Below are 23,452 nucleotides of genomic sequence, written 5' to 3' on the forward strand. Positions count from 1 at the left end.
GTGTAGATTATGAAAAGTATAGTTATATCATCTAATAGTAGTGGTGGAGGTAAAACCACCATTGCTGTTGGAATTATGAAAGCTTTAATGAAAAAAGGGTTTGATGTTCAAGGATATAAGGTTGGACCAGACTATATAGATCCAGCTTTTCATAGCCAAATAACTGGAAAACCTTCTAGAAATTTAGATATATACCTTACGGGAGAAGAAGGAGTAAAAGCTTCTTATTCCAGAGGGAAAGGAAATTTAGGTGTTGTAGAAGGAGTTATGGGCCTATATGATGGAAAAGGCATAGATTCTAAATATTCTACAGCTCATGTAGCAAAAACACTAGGGTTGCCTGTGGTTTTAGTATTATCGCCTAAAGCTCAAAGTGCAACTTTATGTGCAGAAATAAATGGACTTATAAATTTTGATAAAGTTGAAATAGGTGGAATAATCTTAAACAATATATCAGAAAGTTATTATAATCTTTTAAAAGCTGCTATAGAATATAACTGCAATGCTAAGGTTTTAGGATATATTCCAAAAGACGAAAGATTAAAAATAGGAAGTAGACATTTAGGACTTATACAAAGTAGTGAAATAGAAGACTTAGAAGAAAAAATAGATATATGTAGTGAACATATATTAAAAAATATAGATTTAGAGGAACTTTTTAAAATATTTAAAAAAACTCCTGAATATGAAGATAACTTTCACTTGGAAAATAAAAATTTAAAAATAGCAGTAGCTTATGATAAGGCTTTCTCATTTTATTATAGAGATAATATAGAGCTTTTAGAGGAGTTAGGAGAAATTACTTATTTTAGTCCATTGATGGATAAAGAACTGCCTAAAGATATAGATTTTCTTTATATAGGTGGAGGATATCCAGAAGTATTTATAGAAGAGCTTTCTAAAAATGAATCTATGTTAAAAAGTATAAAAGAAGAATTAGATAAAGGACTTAAATGTTATGCAGAATGTGGAGGTCTTATGTACCTTACAGAAGCTATAGAAAATGAAGATTTAAAAGGAAATGCCGTAGGATATTTTGAAGGATTTTCCAAAATGACAAAAAGACTTCAAAACTTTGGATATGCTCAGTTAGAAGTTTATAAGGAAAATGAAATACTTCCTAAAGGTCTTAAAATAAATTGTCATGAATTTCATAAATCCACTGTGGAATTAGATGAAGATAAAATATTTAAAATAAATAAAACTATGTATAATGGTGACACAAAACATTGGAATTGCGGATATATAAAGGGTAATACCATAGCAGCCTATGCCCATGTAAATTTCCTAGGAAATATAGAATTTTTAAAAGCTTTATTAGAAAAATAAAAATGGTTATGAAAGAAGGGATTAAAGTGATTGAATATATAAAAAAACCTATGGCAATAGAAGAAAAAAGTTTTGAAATAATAGGAAGCGAAATGAAAAGAAAAGATTTTACAAAAGAAGAATTAAAAATAGTTAAAAGAACCATACATACGACAGGGGACTTTGATTATGAAAATATAGTTTATATAAGAGAAGATGCAATAGAAGAAGCTTTAAAGATACTGAAAAAGGGAGTAACTATTTATACTGATACTAATATGGCTAAATCAGGAATTAACAAAGCAGCTTTAAAAAAATTAAACTGTACAGTAGAGTGTTTTGTTTCCAATGAAGAAGTAGCCCAAATTGCTAAGGAAAGAGGAATAACTCGTTCTATGGCAGGAGTTGAAAAGGCAGTAGAAGATGGTGTAGAGTTTTTCGTTTTTGGAAATGCACCTACAGCATTATTTAAACTTATAGAATTAACTAAAGAGGGGAAAGCTAATCCTAAATTTATAATAGGCTCTCCAGTAGGATTTGTTGGGGCAGCAGAATCAAAAGAAGAATTAGAAAAATCATTAGATCTACCAATAATTACAGTAAGAGGCAGAAAAGGAGGAAGTAATGTAGCAGCAGCTATTGTAAATGCTCTTATGTATATGATAGTAGACAGAGATTAAGTAGGTGGAATTTATGTTAGATATGTACGTAATGGTTGATGGTAAAAAATTAAGATGTGGATATACAACAGGATCTTGTGCTACAGCAGCAGCAAAGGCTGCAACTATTATGCTTTATAATAAAGAAAAATTAAAAACTATAGATATAGATACTCCAAAAGGAGTAAGACTCCATTTGGATATAGAAAAAATAAATATTGGAGAAAATTATGTGGAATGTTGCATTATAAAAGATGGGGGAGATGACCCAGATGCAACTCATGGCATGGAAATATGGGCAAGAGCGGAGAAAAAAGATGATGGATATACTCTAAAAGGTGGAAAAGGTGTAGGAGTAGTAATGGGAGAAGGATTATATGTGGCTAAAGGAGAGCCTGCTATAAATCCTGTTCCTAGAACTATGATAGAAAGCGAAGTGAAATCTGTATTACCTAAAGATAGGGGAGTGGAGATAACAATTTTCGCTCCAGAAGGAAAGAAAGTAGCTAAAAAAACCTTTAATCCTAGATTGAATATAATAGGAGGAATATCTATTCTAGGAACTTCAGGAATTGTAATGCCTATGTCTGAAGAGTCGTTAAAACAATCTGTAGAATTAGAAATAAGACAAAAGATAGCTAATGGACATAAGGATTTAATATTAGTTTTTGGAAATATAGGCGAGAGAAAAGGAATGGAAATGGGATTAGATCAAAGCAAGATGGTATCAATATCTAACTACGTAGGATTTGCACTGGATTGTTGTAGAGGAAATGGTGTAAAAGATATAACCCTTGTAGGTCATATAGGAAAAATGTGTAAAATAGCAGCAGGATGTTTTAATACCCATAGCAGAGTAGCAGATGTTAGATTAGAAGTATTAGCATTGGAGTTAGCTTTAATGGGATATGACATAGATTTAGTGAAAGATGTTTATAACCAAAAAACCACTGAAGGAGCAGTAAAATTCTTAGGAGAAGGCTATGACGAGCTTTATAAGAGAATAGCTGAAAAAATAGCTAAAAGAATAGAAATATATAGTTATGGAGAAATCTCTCCAAAGATTTTAATGTTCTCCATGGAAAAAATTTTATTTAGTGAATAACTAACAGTGAACAATGAATAATTTAGGAGGTGAAGAAATGGTTTATATAGTTGGAATAGGACCAGGTCATAAAGATTATATAATGCCTAAAGCTATAGAGATATTAGAAAAAGTAGATATAATAGTAGGCTTTGGCAGAGCTATGGAAAGTATAGATTTTTTACCAACCAAGAAAATAAAAGTGGGTAAAATAAAAGAGGTAGTAGAAGTATTAAATGAAAATTTAAATAAAAACATAGCGGTAGTGGCATCAGGAGATCCTCTGTTTTTTGGTATTACAGAATATATAAAAAGAGAATATAAAAAAGATATAGAGATAATACCGGGTATTAGTTCCTTTCAATATCTTATGGGAAAATTAAATAAAAGTTGGAATAATGCTTATTTAGGTAGCCTTCATGGAAGAGAAGATGAATTTTTAAAAGTGGTAAAGAAAAATCCTATATCTATATGGCTTACAGATAGTAAAAATAGTCCAGATAAGCTAGCTAAATCATTGCTTGCAAATGGATTAAATCCATATATGTATGTGGGTGAGGAACTATCTTATGAAGGTGAAAGAATAGTGAAAGGACAAGCAGAGAAAATAAAGGATGAAAAATTCTTAAAACTTTCTGTGGTAATTATTGAAAATAATAATTTTATAGCAAAAGAAGATATTCATTTTATAAAGGACAATGAATTCATAAGAGGAGATTGTCCTATGACAAAGGAAGAAGTAAGAATGCTTACTGCTATTAAAATGGATATAAAAGAAGAAGATAAAGTTTTAGATATAGGAGCAGGAACTGGCTCTGTAAGTATTCAAGCATGTAAACTATGTCCCTTAGGAAAAGTTATAGCAATAGAAAAAGAAGAAGAGGCCCTAAGGGTTATAAGAGAAAATAAGAAAAAGTTTAATGCAAATAATTTAGAAATAGTAGAGGGTGAAGCTTTATCCATAAAAGACACAATACAGGAAAGCTTTAATTCTATATTTATAGGTGGAAGTGGCGGAAACCTAGAAGAGTTAATAAAAGAATATAGTAAAAAATTAAAAGATAATGGGAAAATAGTGCTTAATTTTATAACTATAAATAATTTATATAAGGCCATGGATACTTTAAAAGAACTAGGATTTAAGGTAAAGTGTACTCAAGTGTCCATAAGTAAGACTAGAGGGCAAACTTATATGTTAATGGGATATAATCCAATATTTATAATAGAAGGAGAAAAGACAAATGGCTAAATTATATGGAATAGGTGTAGGACCAGGAAGTGAAGAACTTTTAACAGTAAAAGCTGTTAATATATTGAAAAATGCAAAGGTAGTTATTGCTCCATCTTCAAAAAATGGAGGAGACAGTATAGCACTACAAGCTTGTGAAAAATACATAAATAAAGATGCAGAAAAAATAGTAAAACATTTTCCAATGGGGAAATCAGATAGGGAAGAAAAAATATACAATGCTTTTAAAACTATAGAAGAATATTTACAAAAGGACCAGGATGTAGTTTTTCTAACTATAGGAGATCCTTTTGTATATAGCACTTATATATATCTTCTAGAACATATAAATGAAAAGGGATATGAAACAGAAACAGTGCCAGGTATAACTTCCTTTTGTGCTGCTGCAAGCTTAGCAGGAGAGGAATTAGTAATAGGAGATGAACCATTATTAATATTACCTTCTACTAGATTAGATAGTATAAAAGATGAAAAATATGTAGTTATAATGAAACTATATAATAATGAAGAAAAAGTTTTAAACTTTTTAGAAGAAAGAAATTTTAAATATATATGTGTAAGAAGGGCTTATAGAGAAGGACAACAAATACTTAGAAATAGAGAAGAAATAATAGAAAATAAAGATTATATGTCTCTTATAATTGCAAATAGAGAGTAAAGAAAGGAAGATATAGTATGAGTAAAATTGCTTCAAAAGTATATTTCATAGGTGCAGGACCTGGAGATGTGGATTTAATTACAGTAAAAGGAAGAGATATATTATCTGTAGCAGATGTAGTTATATATGCAGGTTCCCTAGTAAGTAAAGAACATTTAGATTTTTGTAAAGAAGATGTAGAAAAACATAATTCAGCTTCCATGACTTTAGAAGATGTTATAGAAGTTATGAAAAAGGCTAAGGATGAAGGTAAATCAGTAGTTAGACTTCATACAGGAGATCCATCTATGTATGGAGCAATAAAAGAACAAATGGATGAACTAGATAAGTTTAATATAGAATATGAAGTTGTTCCAGGAGTTAGTTCTTGTTTTGCAGCAGCAGCAGCTATAAAAAGAGAATTTACGTTACCCAATGTAACTCAAACGCTAATACTTACAAGAGTTGAAGGAAGAACTCCAGTACCAGAGGGAGAAGATTTAGAAAAACTAGCATCCGTTGGAGCATCTATGGCAATTTTTCTATCCATTAGCATGATAGAGAAAGTAGTAGAGAAATTAAGAAAAGGTTATGGAAAAAATGTACCTATTGCTGTAATAGAAAGAGCTACTTGGGAAGATCAAAGAGTTATTATAGGTACTTTAGACGATATAGCAGGGAAAGTAAAAGAAGCTAATATAACTAAATGTGCACAAATATTAGTTGGAGATTTTATAGATTGTGAATATGATAAAAGTCTTCTATATGATAAAAGCTTTTCACATATGTTTAGAAAGGCAGAAAAATAATATATGAAAATAGCTATTATAACTATTACTGAAAACGGAGATAAAATTGCATCTATTATAAAAAAGTTTTTGAGAGCTAACGTAACTATATTTTCTAAAAATAATAATAGAAATTTTATATTTAAGGATGCAGTCAGAAAGGCTTTTCAAGAATTTGAAGGTGTAGTATTTATAACTTCTACAGGTATAGCTGTAAGGTCTATAGCATCTTATATAGAAGCTAAAGATAGAGATCCTGCGGTGATAGTTATAGATAATTCAGGAAACTTTGTTATTAGTCTTTTAAGTGGCCATCTAGGAGGAGCAAATGAAATAAGTTTAAAAATAGCAGAAATAATAAAAGCAATACCTGTTATAACCACTGCTACAGATAACTTAGGAGTTATTGCACCAGATATGATTGCAAAAGAGAACAATCTCGTAATAGATAGCTTAAAAGATGCAAAGGAAATAGCATCCCTTTTAGTAAAAGGAGAGAAAATTGTATTCTTAGATGAAGAGAATATAATACCTATACCCAAAGGATATACAAAAGATTTTAAAGATTGTATGGGAGTGGTTTATGTAACTAACAAAATTGATTATAAACTACCCTCTGAATTATCAAATTTAAAAAAATTAAAACTCATAAGAAAAAATGTAGTACTTGGAATAGGTTGCAAAAAGGATTATCCACCAAAATACATGGAGGATAATGTTATTACTACATTAAAGGAACATAATATAGACAAAAGAGCGGTAAAATCTATTGGTACAGTAGAAATAAAAAAAGAAGAAGGAGCTATTATTAATTTATCAGATAAACTTCAAGTTCCTATGAAGATATTTACCATAGATGAAATAGGAAAAGTTCATCATGAATTTGAAGGAAGTGACTTTGTAGAAAAAACTATAGGGGTTAGATCAGTATCGGAACCCTGCGTTAAATTACAAGGTGGCAAAAATATAAGTGGTAAATTAAAATTAAATGGAATGACATTATCCATAGGAATTTTATAAGATAAATAAGATATAGGAAGGTGATTATTTTGGGAAAATTATATGTAATAGGAATTGGTCCAGGAGGACTTGATCATATGACTTTAAAAGCTGTAAAGGCTATACAAGAAAGTGAAATAATTGTTGGGTATACAAAATATATAGATATGGTAAAAAGTTTGATAGAAAATAAAGAAGTAGTTTCTACTGGTATGAAAGGTGAAGTAGAAAGATGCAAAAAAGCATTAGAGCTTTCTAAAGATAAAATTGTATCCATAATAAGCACAGGAGATGCAGGAATATATGGTATGGCAGGATTAATACTAGAACTTAAAAAAGATGAAGAAGTAGAAATAATTCCAGGAGTAACAGCTTCATCTTCAGCAGCATCTGTGTTGGGTTCTCCAATAATGCATGATAATTGCAATATAAGTTTAAGTGATTTAATGACCCCTTATGAATTAATAAAAAGTAGAGTAGAACTTGCCTCTAAAGGAGATTTTGTAATTTCCCTATACAATCCTAGAAGTAAGGGAAGACCTCATTATTTAAGGGAATGTATAGATATAATAAAAAAACATAGAAAAGGTAATACTCCAATTGGAGTGGTAAAAAATGCTTTAAGGGATGGAGAAGAAGTTACTATAACAGATTTAGATAATTTTGATGATGAAATTGTAGATATGTTTTCTATTGTAATTATAGGTAACAGCCAAAGTTATATAAAAGAAGGTAAACTTATAACACCAAGAGGTTATTCTTTATAAAATCTGGAGGATTTTTTATGATTGGTTTAATTAGCGGAACATCCGAAGGAAAAGAACTTCTTTCAAATTTAAACAATTATACAGATGACATATTAGTATCCACAGCTACATCCTATGGTGGAGATTTATTAAAGGATTATAAATATAAATATTTAAACATAACTCCATTAGATAGGGAAAATATGATAAAACTTTTTAAAGAAAAGAAGGTAGAAGTTTTAATAGATGCTTCTCATCCTTATGCTTTAGAAGTAAGTAAAAATGCTATGGAAGTTTGTAATCATACGGATATAGAATATATTAGATTTGAAAGAGAAAAAGTTATTGAAAAATTTTTAGAAAAAGAAAAAGTATTAGTAGTGGAAAATTATGAAGATTTGTACTCAAAATTAAAAGATATAAAAGGAAATATACTAAACACCACAGGTAGTAGAAATATAGAAAAGATTATAAGATTAAGTTTGGAAAATAGAATAATTCATAGAGTTCTTCCATCTTTAAAAGTTATAGAAGAATGTTTTCATTTAGGTCTAGAACTACACAATATTATAGCCGTTAAAGGACCTATTAGTTATGATTTAAATAGGGCTTTTATAAGAGAATATGATGCTAAGGCCATATTACTTAAAGATAGCGGCAAAGAAGGCGGAACAGAAGAAAAAATAAAAGCTGCTATAGATGAAAATATATGTGCAATTGTAGTAGATAGAAAAAGCTTAGATTATAAAAATAAATTTAATAACAAAGAAGAGGTCATTAAATATTTAAAAAAATTACAATACATATAAAAGGAGTATCAATATAATATGTGTGGTAACTCAGTGGAATAACTCTCCTAATAAATTAAAATAAATATTAATAATTAGGAGAGGATAATATTATGAAAACAAATAAAATGGTAATAACAGCTCTTTTTATAGCTCTATCTTTTATAGGAGCAAACATAAAAATTATGGGAACTGTAGCCTTTGATGCAATGCCAGGATTTTTAGGAGCACTTCTTTTAGGACCAGTATATGGTGGAATAATTGGTGGAGTAGGACACTTTTTAACAGCACTTACTAGCGGCTTTCCACTTTCTCTACCAGTTCATTTAGTAATAACGGTGATTATGGCAGCTACTATGGCAATATTTGCTTTAGTATATAAGGTATTAGTAAAGAAAAATAAAGTTTTAGCCATGATCTTAGCTATTATAGTAGGTGTAACTGTAAATGGACCAATTAATTTATTGGTACTAACACCTCTTTTGATGCCTATAATGGGTAAAGCAGGAATATTTGCATTAGTGCCTGTACTTTCAGGAGTAGCTGCGATAAATGCAGTAGTTGCAGTATTAATTTATAAATTTTTACCAAGGAGCTTAAAGAAATATGAGAATAAGTAAAGTTAGAGATCTTACATTAATTAAGTTAACAGAGGATAAAAATTTAGTAGTTGCCTGTGATAGTTGTGGAGGTATTGGTAGTAAACCTGAAGATGCATTAAAAGTACCAGCATATATTGTTGGAAAACTAACAGCAAGGGTAGCTTTAATGGAGGTTTTATGTACAGGAGCAGAAATAGTTACTATAACGGATGCTGTTTGCAATGAAATGGAGCCTACAGGAAAAGAAATAATAAGAGGAATAAAAGAAGAATTAAAAGAAGCAAAAATAAATGAGGTAACTTTAAATGGTAGTACAGAAGAAAATTTTCCTACTAAGGCTACAGGTCTTGGAGTAACTGTAGTTGGCATTGTAGATAATAATAATATGAAAGTAAACAATATAACAAAAGATTGTTTACTCATATCTATTGGAATTCCAAAGGTGGGAAAGGAAATAGATATATTTGGATATGATGAAGAAATAGCAAGTTATAATAATATATCTACAATATTAAATAATCAAGAAGCTTATGAAATAGTTCCAGTAGGATCTAAAGGTATATTATTTGAAGCTGAAGAACTAGCTAAAAATAATAGATGTGAATTTTATCTAAATAAAGATAAAATTGATGTAGATATAAGAAGAAGTGCAGGACCTGCTACAGTTATAATTGCAGCGGTTTCAAAAAAAGCCTATGAAAATCTAAAGGATATACAAAATATAAATCTTTTAGGAGAAATAAAAAAAGGAACTTAAATATTATAAAGTCAAAAGAAAGGAAAGATGTTTTTATGTCAAAGAAAGGTATCTTAGTAGTAAGTTTTGGGACAAGTTATGAGGAAACAAGAAAGGTTACAATTGAAGCTATAGAAGATAGAATAAGAGAAACTTATAAGGATTATGAAATTAGAAGAGCATTCACTTCCGGAATGATAATTAATAAATTAAAAAAGAGAGATAATATACATATAGATAATCCTGAAGAGGCTTTAGAGAAAATGGCTAAAGATGGGTTCGAAGAAGTTATAGTTCAATCTCTACATATAATTCCAGGGGATGAATATGATGAAATAAAAGTAGCTGTTCATAGATTTAGAAATAAAAAAGTATTTAAAAAACTTACACTAGGAAGACCTCTACTTTATAGAATAGAGGATTATTTCAATGTAGTAGAAGCTTTAAAACCACAAATACCTGAAACTAGAGAAGATTCTGCTGTGTTATTTATGGGACATGGAAGTGTACATTCTTCTAATTCATGTTATTCACAATTTCAATATGTGTTAAATGAAAGCGGACTAAAAAATATTTTTGTAGCTAATGTAGAAGGATTTCCAGAAATAGATGTAATTATATCTAAACTAAAAGAAGAAAATATAAAAGAAGTAACACTAATGCCTTTTATGATAGTAGCAGGAGATCATGCAACAAATGATATGGCAGGAGAAGATGAAGATTCTTGGAAGAATATATTAGAAAATGAAGGTTTTAAAATAAATATATATCTTCATGGATTAGGAGAAAATAAGGGAATACAAGATATCTATATCCAATATGTTCAAGATTGTATAGATGATAATCCTTTAAAAAAATAAATATAAACATTTAAACCTTTAATTTTTGACTAGGGAAAATAGTATTAAAAGTATTTAGAAATAATAGATATAAGTATTTATTTATGTTATATTAAGAGTAAATATATAAATAAATTTAAACATATGAAAGAAGGGATTTATATGTCAAATAAAGGATATGTTCAAGTATATACTGGCAATGGTAAAGGTAAAACTACAGCGGCTTTAGGTTTATCTCTAAGAGCTACTTGTGCTGGTAAAAAAGTATTTTTTGGGCAATTTACAAAGGGAATGAATTATAGTGAGTTAAAGGCTCCAGAAATACTGCCTAACTTTACATTAGAACAGTTTGGAAGAAATGCTTTTATATTTGGAACACCTTCAAAAGCTGACATAGAAGAAGCAAAAAAAGGTTTAAAAAGAGCAGAGGAAGTTTTAACATCAGGTGAATATGATGTTGTAGTTTTCGATGAAATAAATATAGCGTTATTTTATGAATTATTCTCAGTTCAAGAGGTTCTAGATTTAATAGATAGAAAAGCAGAACATACTGAGTTAATTTTAACAGGAAGATATGCACCACAAGAAATAATAGATAGAGCAGATTTAGTTACAGAAATGAGAGAAATAAAACATTATTATACTCAAGGAGTTCCTTGTAGAAAAGGAATTGAAAACTAATAATTAAAATAGAATAATATGAATAAAAAAGGTGAAATAGTTATTTCTTAAAAGGGAAGCATGGTGAAAATCCATCACGGTCCCGCCACTGTAATCAGGGAGTTAGGTTTTACCACTGTTAATTAACGGGAAGGAGAATCTATAAAAACTATGAACTGTAAGTCAGGAGACCTGCCTTTTTTTAATTAAACATTCCTACGAGGATGGGAGATGTGATAGTTTTATGAAGCTAAAAACATCTTTTCCTAGGAAAAGATGTTTTTTTTGTTAATTTAAAAGGGGGAGTTAATTTGCCAAAAGATTTATCCACCATGGAAGCTTTGTTTGAAGCTATGACAGATGATTTAAAATCAAATGTAGAAAAATTATTTAATGTAGCAGAAAAAGATAAAGAAAAGACTGCTCAACTTATAGAGTTAGTAAAAGATAGAATAAAATTTGTATCAGAAGAAAGTAAAAAATACTGGAAACCATCCATAAACTATAAGAAATGCGAAAACTGCAAAGAATGTATGAATTTTTGTAGTAAGGTATATTGTTTTAATAATAAGAAAAATAAAATAGAAATAAAAGGTGAAAACTGCGAACTATTATGTAAAAGTTGCCAAACTGTATGTAAACATAATGCTATAGATTTACCAAATAGGAAGGATATGTTAGAATATTTTTATATAGAATAATAATTGTTTGGGGGAAAAAACATGGAACAAAAAGGATATATTCAAGTTTATACAGGGAATGGAAAAGGGAAAACTACTGCGGCATTGGGATTGGCATTAAGAGCAACTTGTACAGGGAAAAAGGTTTTCATGGGTCAATTTGTAAAGGGTATGAAATATAGTGAATTAAACGCCATGGATTATTTACCATATTTTATTATAGAAAGATTTGGAAAGAAATGTTTTATATACAATGATCCTACTCAAGATGATATAGATAGAGCAGTTAAAGGATTAAAAAGATGTGAAGAAATAATAAACTCTGAAGAATATGACATAGTAATTTTAGATGAAATAAATATAGCGTTATACTATAAATTATTTTCAGCAGAAGATGTTATAAAAATTTTAGATAAAAAACCTGAAAAAACAGAAATTATTTTAACAGGAAGATATGCACCACAAGAAATAATAGATAGAGCAGATCTAGTTACTGAAATGGGAGAAATAAAACATTACTATTATAAAGGAGTAAAATGTAGGAAGGGTATAGAAAATTAAAACATGTTAATTTAAAAGTTAAAAAGTGCCACATTATAATTAGTTATAATGTGGTATTTTTTATAATAGTATAATTAAACAGTATTAAAACATTTAATTATTAATAAATAGTTAATAAAATGTTGAATTTTTAATAATTTTGTAATATAATTTAATACGGACAATTTAATATTATTTTATTAGGTGCTTTACAAGTTAAAAGGGAAAGTGGTGAAAATCCACTGCAGCCCACCGTTACTGTAATGCTGACGAAATCTTATAAAATCCACTAGATATATTTTATCTGGGAAGGTTAGAAATTAGGAAGAAGCTAAGCCAGGAAACCTGCCTAATAAGTGTTAATTCTTTCGGAGGGGGAGATATAAACTTTTTTAATATGTAAATGTTTTATGTTATATATAAAAAGAACTTCCATGGAAGTTCTTTTTTATTTTATAGAAAAAAAGATATAGTATAAATTTAAGAAAGGATGTCATGTTGATGATAAATAAAAAAAGAAGTATATCATTTATATTAAGTTTAATGATGATAGTTTCTATGTTGAATTTTTTTAATCCAATTTATGTAAAGGCACTTAGTAAGTCAATAAAGGTAAAGATACGGGTAGAAGCAAATGATCATACAATAATTCCTGAAAAAGAAGTAGAAGTTTCTAATTTTAATTTAAATACTTATGATGATAAATTAAAAGATGTACAAGGTGTAAAGGCACTACATGGACTTATAAAAGTTTTAGAAAGTGAAAATATAGATTGTAAAGATAAAAATAAATTTAATTGTAGCGGTGGATATATAAATAATATAGCAGGGGTTAAAGAAGGAGATGTATCTTCAAAAGATGGGTGGATGTATTATATAAATAATAAATATATTGATGAATATGTAAGTTATAAAGACATAAATGAGGGAGATAGTATAGTATTTTTCTTTCTAGAAGATTATGAAAAAAATACATATTCTTATTTTAATGAAACTTATTTAGAAACTAAAATTGGGAAAGATATAAATTTAAATTTATTAGGAATTAAGAGAGAATTTACAACAGGAAAAGAGAAAAAAGAGGGAATATCAAATGCTAAAATAATTGTAAATGATAAAGAACTTGTAAGTAATGGAAAATATGTAATTACTGATTCAAAAGGGAATGTTAATTTAAAATTTGAAAAAGAAGGAACTTATGAAGTTTCAGCAGTGAAATTTGATGAATCAGGAAAAACAAGAGTTATATCAAGACCTTATTGTAAAGTTGTAGTAAAAGGTGGAAGTATAGAAGTAGATAAAACTCCTTTAAAAAAATCTATACGTGAAGCTGAGGAAATTTTAGGTAAAGCTAAAGTAGGAGAAGCGATAGGACAATATCCTAAAAAGGCTGTAGATAGTTTAAATAAACAAATAGATGAAACTAAAGTTTTGTTAAATAAAAATAATTTAACGTTAGATGAAGTTAACAATGCTGATACAAAACTTCAAAATGCTATATTTAAATTCAAACAATCTATAAATAAAGATGAAAATTTGGGAAAAGTTATATCAGATGTAGTAAGTTACTATGAAGGAATATTAGATAATAATTTTAAGAGCTTTGATTTTATAACGACTATGGCATTAAGAAGAGCTGGAATAAACACAGATATATTAGCAAAGAAAATTAATATTTATGGAATGGATAATATATCAAATAATGGAAGAAATGTAATGACATTAATTGCAGCAGGAAAAAATCCTAAAAATTATAATGGAAAAGATTATACAAAATTGTTAATAGATTATGACTATAATGAAGAAAATGATGCAGCAGTTATAGCTAAAGCAATAATAGCCATGGATATGGCAGGAGTTTCTTATAATCAGGAAAAAGTAGTAGAGGAACTTTTAAGCAAAGTTCATGATGAAGGTAATGGAAAATTGTCATTTGGGAAAATAATAGAAGGTGATCTTGACGACTGGGGAGAATGGGAAGATGACGAATATATACCATACACAGACACTATTGGTTGGGCTTTGATTGCATTATCAAATCATAAAGATTTTAAAAATGTTAGTAATACTATAGAAGGAGTTAAAAAGTATGTAAAGTCTATTCAAAGAACTGATGGACTTATAGATAATGCTGCTGATACATCTCTAGTAATACAAGCACTTATATCTATGAAAGAGAATCCTAAGGATGCTTATTGGTGTATTGAAAATAATGGAGCTAAAATATCTATGATAGATGGAATATTAAAATGTAGGAAAGATAATCAATTTATGAATAATCCACAATCAGGCATGGTATCAGATATATCAACACCTCATGTGCTTGCAGCATTGGTAGATTTAAATACAATGTCATCTATGTATAGAAAACTTAAATATGAAGATATAAGCACTCCAGTTAAGGTGAGTATATTTGGTGATAAAGAAGTTTATAATGGTGGAATATTAAAATTAGAGGCAAAGGCTTTTGATTATAATAATTTAGTTATAAAAAATGCGGCTATGATGTGGAAAAGTTCTAACGAAAAAATTGCAACTGTAGAAAATGGAGTGATAAAAGCCCTAAATGAAGGTGAGGTAGAGATTACTGCACATATTGTAGGAAATGAAAGTATAAAAGATACTAAAAAAGTTAAAGTAGTGGCTCCACCTAAAATTGATTATAGTAATAAATTAAAAGAAGAAATTAAATTTTTGATAGATCATTATGATGCATATGGTGCATATGAATTTTTAGCAGCCCCATCTGCGGTTATTTCAGGAGTGGATAAAGAAAAAGTTGCTAATAATATTTATAGATATACTAAAAATAACACAGCACTTCAAAATGCAAAAACTATTATAGCATTATTAGGCTCAGGACTTGATCCTAGAGAAGATAAGTCTAAAAATACTACAATAAATTATGTAGATACTTTAGAGAAAGCTCAAGTTAGAGATGAAGAAAATAAGGGTAAATTTATAGTGAATAAACAATCAGATGAAAATTGTATAGAAACTCAAGCATATTCAATAATAGCTATGGACTTAGCAAAGGGGAATTATAACAAAGAAGAAGCAGTTAAATCACTTTTAAATATGTTAAATGATTCTAATTATAAAAACTCAAGTTCATATAAATTTATAAAAACAGAAGCTGTAGCAGCAACTGCTTTAGCCAACTATAAAAATGTACCAGGTGTGGAAGTTAAAATAAATGAATTAATAGAATTCTTTAAAGTGAACCAAAATAAAGATGGGGCTTTTGATATGAAGGCAGGAAGTACATTTGTAAATAGCCCTATAGCTACAGGAGCTGTAGTACAAGCTCTTTTATCAAATGGAATAGACCCTCTTTCATGGCAATGGTGTAAAAATGGAAACAGTATGTTAGATGGTATGATTAAGAGTAAATTTATAGGAAGAGATGCTTCTACTTCTGGATATTGTCAAGGAGAAGGTCTTAATTTTGAAAATACTGAAGCAAGTTATTATGCTTTTTCAGCTTTAGTGCAAATGTTAAATAAAGAATCTATTTTTGTAGTAATGGAGAGAGATGCCATAAATAATAAAAAAATTAAAGTAGAAGAAATATCCTTAGATAAAAGTTTAATAGAATTAAAAGAGGAAGATACTATAAAGCTTAATGTAACAATCACACCAGAAAGTGCAACAAATAAAAATATAATATGGACAAGTAGTAATGAAAAAGTATCAACAGTAGACAATAAAGGAAATGTAAAAGCATTAAAAGCGGGAGAAGTAATTATAAAAGTTGCAACAGAAGATGGACAAAAATTTGCAGAATGTAGGATTGTAATAAAGGATGAAAAAGAAGAAAAACTAGAACCAAAGCCAGAAGAACCAAAGGAAATTAAAGTAGAAAAAGTATTCCTAGATAGAAGTTTAATAGAATTAGAAGAGGAAGATACTATAAAGCTTAATACAACAATAACACCAGATAATGCAACAAATAAGAATGTAATATGGACAAGTAGTGATGAAAAAATAGCAACAATAGATAATGAAGGAAATATAAAAGCATTAAAATCAGGAGAAGTAGTTATAAAAGTTGCAACGGAAGATGGACAAAAATTTGCGGAATGTAAAGTCGTGGTAAAGGATGAAAAAGAAGAAAAACCAGAACCAAAACCAGAAGTACCAAATAAAGTTAAAGTAGAAAAAGTATTCCTAGATAAAAGTTTAATAGAATTAAAAGAAGAAGATACTATAAAGCTTAATGTAACAATCACACCAGATAATGCAATAAATAAAAATGTAATATGGACAAGTAGTGATAAAAATATAGCAACAGTAGATAATGAAGGAAATATAAAAGCACTAAAAGCAGGAGAAGTAGTTATAAAAGTTGCAACAGAAGATAGGCAAAAATTTGCAGAATGTAGAATTGTAATAAAGGATGAAAAAGAGGTTGATCCAAACTCAGATAAAAAGAAAATTAAAATTAAAAATTTAACTACAGATAAAGAACTTAAATTAGGATCTGATGCAAAAATAACTATAAAGGCTACTAATAATACTAATGAAGCTGAAGATGCGGCATTAATAGTAGGGCTATTTAACAAGGAAGGAGAACTTATGAATTATGGAGCAGTAGAGCAGAAAATAGATATAAAAAAGGATGTTGATCTAAAAGTTAGTTTGAGGATTCCTAATAAAGGGGAATATATTGTAAAAGCTTTTGTATGGGATAGCTTAGATGGAATGAATTCTGTTTCAAAGTTTATAAAAATTCCTGTGAAATAAAAATATTAAATACAATGAAAATTTAATAATATTTTATTAGGTACTTTATAGTTTAAAAAGGGAGTATAAACTTTTTTAAATATGTGAATATTTTAGTATATATTAAAGGGGCTGTGGCGCTAAGGAATTTACATACAATATATTGATTTGCAAACTTAAAATTAGAACAATATATTGTAGTATTTATTCTTAATGCGACAGCCCATTATTTTTATTACAAAAATGGAGGAAAGATATGAAAAAAAAATTATTAAGTAAAATAGTATTAACTTTATTTACGACAACAGCATGTACACTAATAGTATCGACCAATACTTTTGCTAAAAATCGTCATGAAAGAATTTATGGACAAAACAGAATAGAAACTTCAATCAAAATAAGTGAGAAAGGATGGAAAGATGGATCAAAAGTAGCAATTATTGTTCAAGGATACAATTATGCAGATGCATTATGTGCGTCTCCCATTGCAAAAAAATATAATGCACCAATTATACTTACAGCTTCATCAAAATTGGATGAAAGTGCTATAAAAGAACTTAAAAGATTAAATGTTGAAAAGGTGTTTATTGCAGGTGGTAAGGCTGTTGTATCAGAAGAAGTTGAGAAACAATTAAGGTCTTTAAATGTAAAGGATATTAAACGTTTATATGGACAAAATAGGTATGAAACATCATTAGAAGTTGCCAAAGAATTAGGAAATCCTAAAGAGATATTTATAACGTCAGGAAATGGATATGCTGACAGTTTATCAATAGCACCTATAGCAGCTAAAAAAGGAGCCCCTATTCTATTTTCAGATAAGAATTCTTTGAAGGATTCGGTAAAAAAATATATAGATACCGTAAATTCCAGTAAAATATATGTAATAGGTGGACAAGGTGTAATTACAGATAATGCTGTAAAGAATATAAAAAATTTAGAAAGGATTAGTGGACAAGATAGATTTGAAACAAATGAAAATGTTCTTTCAAAATTTAAAGATGAATTAAAGTTTAATAATATTTACATAGTTCAAGGAGCAGGGTCTAAAGGAAATGAATTTGCAGATGCACTTTCTTGTTCTGCATTAGCAGCACAAAACAGTGCACCAATAGTTTTAACTTATAAAAATATAAATAGAAACTTAAAGAATTTTGTAAGAGAAAACTTAAAGGACTCAAGTAAGATAACTACTATTGGAGGAGAAGCAAATGTTCCTTCAAGTATAATGTATGAAATAACAAAATCAGATAGTAATAAAGATGATAAAAAAGAAAAAGATAAAAAGACAAATGTTTCATCAGGTGGAGGATCTTCGAGTGGGAGAGGATCAAAACCTGTTAAACCAGAACAACCGTCAAAATCAGATAAAGAAGATAAAGTTTTTGTTGTTAAATCTGATAAGAATAAAGTTAATATAGTTATAAACAATAAATTAGCGAAAGAAGTTACACTTACAATCTATGACAAAAATAACTCTCTAACTTATATAGGGCAATCTAAATTGAAAAATGGAAAAGTATCATTCGATACAAAATTAGATGATGGAAAATACTATGGATATTATAAGTTTTTAGGAATAGAAAAAGTAAAGATAGAATTTGAAGTGGAAAGTGGTACTACAGGGGGAAATATTTATGAATAAAAAAAGCAAAGAATTAGTGTCATTTATAGTAACTTTCTTAATGATTTTCTCAACATTTAATTTTGGAGCTTTAAACTCAAAAGTATTTTCAAAAGAAAAAGAAATAAATGTACAAGCAACAATATCACCACAATCGATAGAAGTCTCTCCAGGAGAAAGTTTTACTTTGAATGTAAAATCAGAAGATGGAAATTATTTTGTTTATAAATCTAAAATTCCAGGAATTAGATATGGAAAAATTAAAATAGTCGATGGGATAAAAATCACAATTCCTAAAAATACAAAATTAGGAGAGTATAAGCTTACTAATTTAGAAATATATAATGTAAATGAAAGAGTATTGATGTCATTTCCAGAAGCTCTTAGATCTCAAAAGATAGATCAACAAATAAAATTTAAAACTGGTAAGGTTTGTGATCTATCTGATGTTACTATTGTTATAAAAGATAAAACTGGAAATGAAAAGGAGACTGACAAGAGTAAAGTTATTATCGGGGAAAAAGAAGATGGAAAGATAGATTCAGGAAATAAAAATAACTCAAATATAAAAATTAGAGTTGAAGGAGAAAAAAATACCTTATTCAATAAGGGATTTGATATAAAAAATGAAGTTTATGTAAAAGAGTTAATATCAAATGCAGTAGGAAAAGAAAATATAAAGGGATTGGACTCAAATTTTATAGACAGTATACTGGGAGAAGAGAAGACAGATTCTTCAGGATGGATGTATTATCTTGTAGACAATAATGGAGAGGTATTATTGGGAAATTCCATAGATATACAAAAAATAAAAGACATTAAAGAAAATTATTATAAAGAAATGGTATGGTTTATGACAAAATGGATTGGTGGAATTACATGTATACCGAAAATAGATATACAACATACGGGAAATACATATAAATTAAAAATAACTGAACAAAATATTATGTTAGGAATTGATCCAAGACTTGCAAAGGATGTTAATGTAAAAGTTGAAGGAATAGGAGAATATAAAACAGATGAAAAAGGAGAAGTATCTTTTAAAGTAACTGGTGGAAAGCACAAAGTTGACATTTATAAAAATGATAAAGATTTAGATGGGAACGATTATCCTGCTATAGTAAGACAATGTTTTTCAGTAGTAGGAGAAGCATCAGAATCAGAAACTAAACTTCAAAATGTAATAAAAGATATAAAAAAGTATTATAAAAGTAATCCTAATGATAGCTATTTAAATGCCATTTCTTTTAATCATATAAATTTTGGAGAAAAGAAGAGTTTTAAATTAGAAGAATCAGAGAATGTATCTGCAATAGCAGATAATATAATAGGAATAATTGCAATAAGTAAAAATCCTTATAATTATGAAGGTGTAAACTATGTTGAAAAACTTAGTAAAGTTCAAAGAGATAATGGTAGTTTCGTTATAGGAGATAATGATAGTAATTCAGTTACTGCACAATCAGAAGCTGTTATAGCAATGGATATGGCGTCTGCTAAGTATAATGTTGATAAAGCTTTAAAATATCTTATAGATTTAGCTAATGATGGAAAGTATGAAGACATAGATAACACCACAAGAGCTTTAGTAGCATTATCTAAGCATAAAGAGATTAGAGGAGTTAAGGAATTAATTAACTCTTGTCTTAATGATTTAAAAGATAAACAAATAGAAGGTGGAGGATTTGATTATTATGAATTAGGAAATAGCCCTTATTCTACCGCCCCAACAATACAGGCTTTAATTGCAGTAGGAGAGAATCCGATATCTGATAAATGGAAAAAAGGTGGAAGGACACCTGTAGATGCATTACTAGCTTGTAAAATATCAGATAATGGTTTTGAAATGGCAGAAGGTATGGGTGGTGGAATTTCAGATATTATGGCAACAAATCTTGCCTTTGCAGCTATTGCAGATTTATATAAACAAGAATCCATGTATAATAGCTTTTTATTTAAGGTAGAAGAAAAGCAGGATAATAGCAAAACAATAAAGGATGAGATAGAAGGTATAAAAAGCTATTATGAAAAAGCATTAAGCTATGATTATAATATCATATTAGGATTAAATGCCGCAGGAGTAGATACTAAAAAACTTGAAGAAAAAATATCTTTAAAAAATAAAGAATCTATTAAGTTTCTAGCAGAGGATGTTATTTCAATAGTTGGAGCTGGAAAAAACCCAAGAAATTATAATGGTAAAAACTATGTACAAAAACTTATAGATGCTTTAAATGATCCTAAACATTCCAAAAGTAAGTACACTTTAAATAAGAACTATTTTTATGGATTAATAGCAATTAACATAGCTTCAGCAAGTAAAGAAGATATTAATATGCTTATAGAAAAGATAAAAAATCAATATAAAGTAGACGGATTTAAAAACATAGGGGATGCACCTTTAGCTATAATTTCTCTTTCACCATATAAAGATAAGGTAGAGATAAATGAAATAATAAAATCTTGTATTAACTACTTAAAAGAAGAACAATTAGATAACGGAGCCTTTACATTAGATAAGAAACAATTTAAGAATGGAGATAGTCAAGATACTGCTTTAGTTATAGAGGCACTAGTTGCAGCAGGTGACGATCCATTATCAGGTGAATGGATTAAGAATGGCAAGAACTTATTGGATGTGTTGTTATCCTTTAAAGTTGGTAATGGTTATATATATGATAGTATGTTTGGAACTCTTGACCAAGATATGTATACAGGATTTGCTTTTAGAGCATTGTTAGCTTTGAAAAACAAAAAAACAATTTTTGAAAAATTAAAAATTAAATATGAACCAGAAAAGGACAAAACTAGTATTATAAAGAAGATTATAGATGATTTAAGAAAACAGTATAAATCTAAAGAAAATTATGATTTTAGTGAAGCGTTAGCGCTTAACCATTCAAGTGATAATAGTGCACAATACTTACAAGATGTAAGTAAGAAATATAAGAATATAGAAGAATGCAAAAAAGCATCTGATGTTGCCAAAAATATTATGGGAATAATAGCTAGCGGAAATAATCCTAAAAAATTTAATGAGAAAAACTATATTGAAATGCTTAGTACACATCAAGTGAAAGATGGTAAAGATAAAGGTAGATTTATACTTTCAGAAGAAGATAGATTAGATCCATCTATACAAGCATATTCAATTATAGCCTTAGATATGGCAAATGCAAAATATAATAAGGAAAGTGCTATAAAAGCTTTACTTGAAATGAATAAAGATGGAGCATATTTGGATACTGACACAACTGCAATAGTAATTACTGCACTTTCAAATCATAATAACAACGAAGAGATAAATAAGATAATAAATTCTTCTATAGAGTTTATAAAAGATAAACAAAATAGTAATGCGGGATTTAGTAAAGACGGAAATAATAGCTTGGTAAGTACAGCTATTGTAATACAAGGTTTAATTGCAAATAAAATAGATCCGCTAGGAAATGAATGGACTAAAAATGGGAACACTATGTTAGATGTAATTTTAAATGCTAAAGTCGAAAATAGTTTTGGAACTCCAAAAGAAGATGCTCAAGTATTTATGGCTTTATCAGATTTATATAAAGGATCATCAATGTTTAAATCCATTAAAGTAGCAGGAAGTGTGGATTTTGATAGCATATTCAATGAATTAAAAGATTATTATGAAACTAAAGATAATAATTATAACTATATACAAGCTCTAGCTTTAAATAAATTAGGAATATCTAAGGAAATAATTGCATCTAGACTTCAATTAAGAGAAAAGGAACCAGAGTATTTAAATTATGATTTTCCAACTGTTAGTCATGCTAAAAATATAATAGCTATATTAAGTGCTGGATTAAATCCTAAAGATTATAAAGGTGAAAATTATATTAAGAAATTAAAAAATGCTCAAAATGATAAAGGGGAGTTTAAATTAACAAAAGATGAAAGATATTCTTCAATATCTCAGGCATATGCAATTATAGCATTGGATATGTGCAAAGAAAGTTATGATGTAGAAAAAGCAGTAAAGGTGTTAAAGGAATCACTAAAAGATAAAAGAAGTTACAGATTGAAACGTTTAGCACCAACTATGATAGCATTATCAAACCATAGAGATATAAGTGAAGTTAATATAATCCTTAAAAATTGTACTTTGTCATTAAAAAATCTTCAACAAGATAATGGTGAATTTTCATCAAGTGGAAGACCAGGTGATGAAATGTGTTCAGAAGATACAGCATTAGCTATACAAGCATTAGTGGCAGTAGGGGAGGATGTATTAAGTCCTAGATGGCAACAAAATGGGAAAACACCAATAGATGCTCTTATGCATTATAAAGTAGAAAATCATTTTATATATGATAATATAAAAGCTAGCTACGATGAATATACAGATGAAGCTACTGGTATGGCGCTTGCGGCATTAGTGGACGTTTATAATAGTGAGTCCATGTTTAAGGCTTTAACCTCAAATAAAGTAGATAAAGAAAAACCAGAAGAATCAAAGACAACTAAAGTAGAAAAGATATCCTTAGATAAAAGTTTAATAGAATTAAAAAAGAAAGATAATATAAAGCTTATTGCAACAATTACACCAAATAATGTAACAAATAAGAATGTAATATGGATAAGTGGTGATGAAAATATAGCAATAGTGGATAATAAAGGAAATGTAAGAGCATTAAGGGCAGGAGAAGTAGTTATAAAAGTTGTAACAGAAGATGGGCAAAAATTTGCAGAATGTAAAGTTGTGGTAAAGGATAAAAAAGAAGAAAAATCAGAGCCAAAGCCAGAAGAACCAAAGAAAAT

18 protein-coding genes, 1 pseudogene and 2 riboswitches are annotated in these 23,452 nt (G+C 28.5%); all 19 genes and pseudogenes read left to right on the plus strand.

The genetic code is table 11. The annotated features are described in order from the left end of the window. Positions 1 to 9 precede the first annotated feature (9 nt). Complete coding sequence (locus B5D21_RS12205) at positions 10 to 1,329, plus strand: cobyrinic acid a,c-diamide synthase CobB (RefSeq protein ID WP_011098999.1); 1,320 nt, start codon at positions 10 to 12, stop codon at positions 1,327 to 1,329. A 26-nt stretch (positions 1,330 to 1,355) separates the two neighbouring features. Beyond that, complete coding sequence (locus B5D21_RS12210) at positions 1,356 to 1,988, plus strand: precorrin-8X methylmutase (protein WP_115604404.1); 633 nt, start codon at positions 1,356 to 1,358, stop codon at positions 1,986 to 1,988. Positions 1,989 to 2,001: 13 nt separating this feature from the next. Continuing rightward, positions 2,002 to 3,072 carry a cobalt-precorrin-5B (C(1))-methyltransferase CbiD gene (cbiD, locus tag B5D21_RS12215; RefSeq protein ID WP_035110292.1) on the plus strand — a complete coding sequence of 357 codons (1,071 nt, stop codon included), beginning with the start codon at positions 2,002 to 2,004 and terminating at the stop codon, positions 3,070 to 3,072. A 37-nt stretch (positions 3,073 to 3,109) separates the two neighbouring features. After that, positions 3,110 to 3,682, plus strand: a pseudogene (gene cbiE / locus B5D21_RS12220) (precorrin-6y C5,15-methyltransferase (decarboxylating) subunit CbiE); the annotation flags it as partial. Between the two features lie 48 nt (positions 3,683 to 3,730). Next, positions 3,731 to 4,300: a precorrin-6Y C5,15-methyltransferase (decarboxylating) subunit CbiT gene (cbiT, locus tag B5D21_RS12225; RefSeq protein ID WP_035110558.1), complete on the plus strand. Its 570-nt coding sequence runs from the start codon at positions 3,731 to 3,733 to the stop codon at positions 4,298 to 4,300. Then, positions 4,293 to 4,958 carry a cobalt-factor II C(20)-methyltransferase gene (locus tag B5D21_RS12230; RefSeq protein ID WP_011099003.1) on the plus strand — a complete coding sequence of 222 codons (666 nt, stop codon included), beginning with the start codon at positions 4,293 to 4,295 and terminating at the stop codon, positions 4,956 to 4,958. The genes cbiT and B5D21_RS12230 overlap by 8 nt, the downstream gene beginning before the upstream one ends. 26 nt (positions 4,959 to 4,984) lie before the next feature. Beyond that, on the plus strand, positions 4,985 to 5,746 hold the full coding sequence (gene cobM / locus B5D21_RS12235) for a precorrin-4 C(11)-methyltransferase (RefSeq protein ID WP_128993746.1): 762 nt from the start codon (positions 4,985 to 4,987) through the stop codon (positions 5,744 to 5,746). Between the two features lie 3 nt (positions 5,747 to 5,749). Next, positions 5,750 to 6,745 carry a cobalt-precorrin 5A hydrolase gene (cbiG, locus tag B5D21_RS12240; RefSeq protein ID WP_011099005.1) on the plus strand — a complete coding sequence of 332 codons (996 nt, stop codon included), beginning with the start codon at positions 5,750 to 5,752 and terminating at the stop codon, positions 6,743 to 6,745. 29 nt (positions 6,746 to 6,774) lie between these two features. Next, positions 6,775 to 7,491: a precorrin-3B C(17)-methyltransferase gene (cobJ, locus tag B5D21_RS12245; protein ID WP_035110290.1), complete on the plus strand. Its 717-nt coding sequence runs from the start codon at positions 6,775 to 6,777 to the stop codon at positions 7,489 to 7,491. 17 nt (positions 7,492 to 7,508) lie between these two features. Then, positions 7,509 to 8,279 carry a cobalt-precorrin-6A reductase gene (locus tag B5D21_RS12250; RefSeq protein WP_011099007.1) on the plus strand — a complete coding sequence of 257 codons (771 nt, stop codon included), beginning with the start codon at positions 7,509 to 7,511 and terminating at the stop codon, positions 8,277 to 8,279. Positions 8,280 to 8,371: 92 nt separating this feature from the next. Next, positions 8,372 to 8,878, plus strand: a complete 507-nt coding sequence (locus B5D21_RS12255; RefSeq protein WP_011099008.1) for an ECF transporter S component — start codon at positions 8,372 to 8,374, stop codon at positions 8,876 to 8,878. Beyond that, the gene (locus B5D21_RS12260; RefSeq protein ID WP_011099009.1) at positions 8,865 to 9,617 is read left to right on the plus strand and encodes an AIR synthase related protein; all 753 of its coding nucleotides are present in this window, start codon (positions 8,865 to 8,867) and stop codon (positions 9,615 to 9,617) included. The genes B5D21_RS12255 and B5D21_RS12260 overlap by 14 nt, the downstream gene beginning before the upstream one ends. A gap of 35 nt (positions 9,618 to 9,652) precedes the next feature. Then, positions 9,653 to 10,456, plus strand: a complete 804-nt coding sequence (locus tag B5D21_RS12265) for a sirohydrochlorin cobaltochelatase (protein WP_011099010.1) — start codon at positions 9,653 to 9,655, stop codon at positions 10,454 to 10,456. Positions 10,457 to 10,597: 141 nt separating this feature from the next. After that, complete coding sequence (locus tag B5D21_RS12270; protein WP_023437584.1) at positions 10,598 to 11,116, plus strand: cob(I)yrinic acid a,c-diamide adenosyltransferase; 519 nt, start codon at positions 10,598 to 10,600, stop codon at positions 11,114 to 11,116. 12 nt (positions 11,117 to 11,128) lie between these two features. Continuing rightward, positions 11,129 to 11,309, plus strand: a riboswitch (cobalamin riboswitch). Positions 11,310 to 11,406: 97 nt separating this feature from the next. Continuing rightward, positions 11,407 to 11,796 (plus strand): 4Fe-4S dicluster domain-containing protein, encoded by a 390-nt coding sequence (locus B5D21_RS12275; RefSeq protein WP_011099012.1) that lies wholly within the window; start codon positions 11,407 to 11,409, stop codon positions 11,794 to 11,796. A gap of 21 nt (positions 11,797 to 11,817) precedes the next feature. After that, the gene (cobO, locus tag B5D21_RS12280) at positions 11,818 to 12,336 is read left to right on the plus strand and encodes a cob(I)yrinic acid a,c-diamide adenosyltransferase (RefSeq protein WP_035110287.1); all 519 of its coding nucleotides are present in this window, start codon (positions 11,818 to 11,820) and stop codon (positions 12,334 to 12,336) included. A gap of 164 nt (positions 12,337 to 12,500) precedes the next feature. Further along, positions 12,501 to 12,682: riboswitch (cobalamin riboswitch) on the plus strand. Positions 12,683 to 12,816: 134 nt separating this feature from the next. Beyond that, on the plus strand, positions 12,817 to 17,061 hold the full coding sequence (locus B5D21_RS12285; RefSeq protein WP_052040402.1) for an Ig-like domain-containing protein: 4,245 nt from the start codon (positions 12,817 to 12,819) through the stop codon (positions 17,059 to 17,061). 235 nt (positions 17,062 to 17,296) lie between these two features. After that, complete coding sequence (locus tag B5D21_RS12290; RefSeq protein ID WP_011099015.1) at positions 17,297 to 18,685, plus strand: cell wall-binding repeat-containing protein; 1,389 nt, start codon at positions 17,297 to 17,299, stop codon at positions 18,683 to 18,685. Further along, the coding region (locus B5D21_RS12295) for an Ig-like domain-containing protein (protein ID WP_078688119.1) at positions 18,678 to 23,452 on the plus strand (4,775 nt) is incomplete at its 3' end. The genes B5D21_RS12290 and B5D21_RS12295, both read left to right, overlap by 8 nt.

The organism is Clostridium tetani (assembly GCF_900167265.1).
Classification (GTDB): Bacteria; Bacillota; Clostridia; order Clostridiales; family Clostridiaceae; genus Clostridium_G; species Clostridium_G tetani.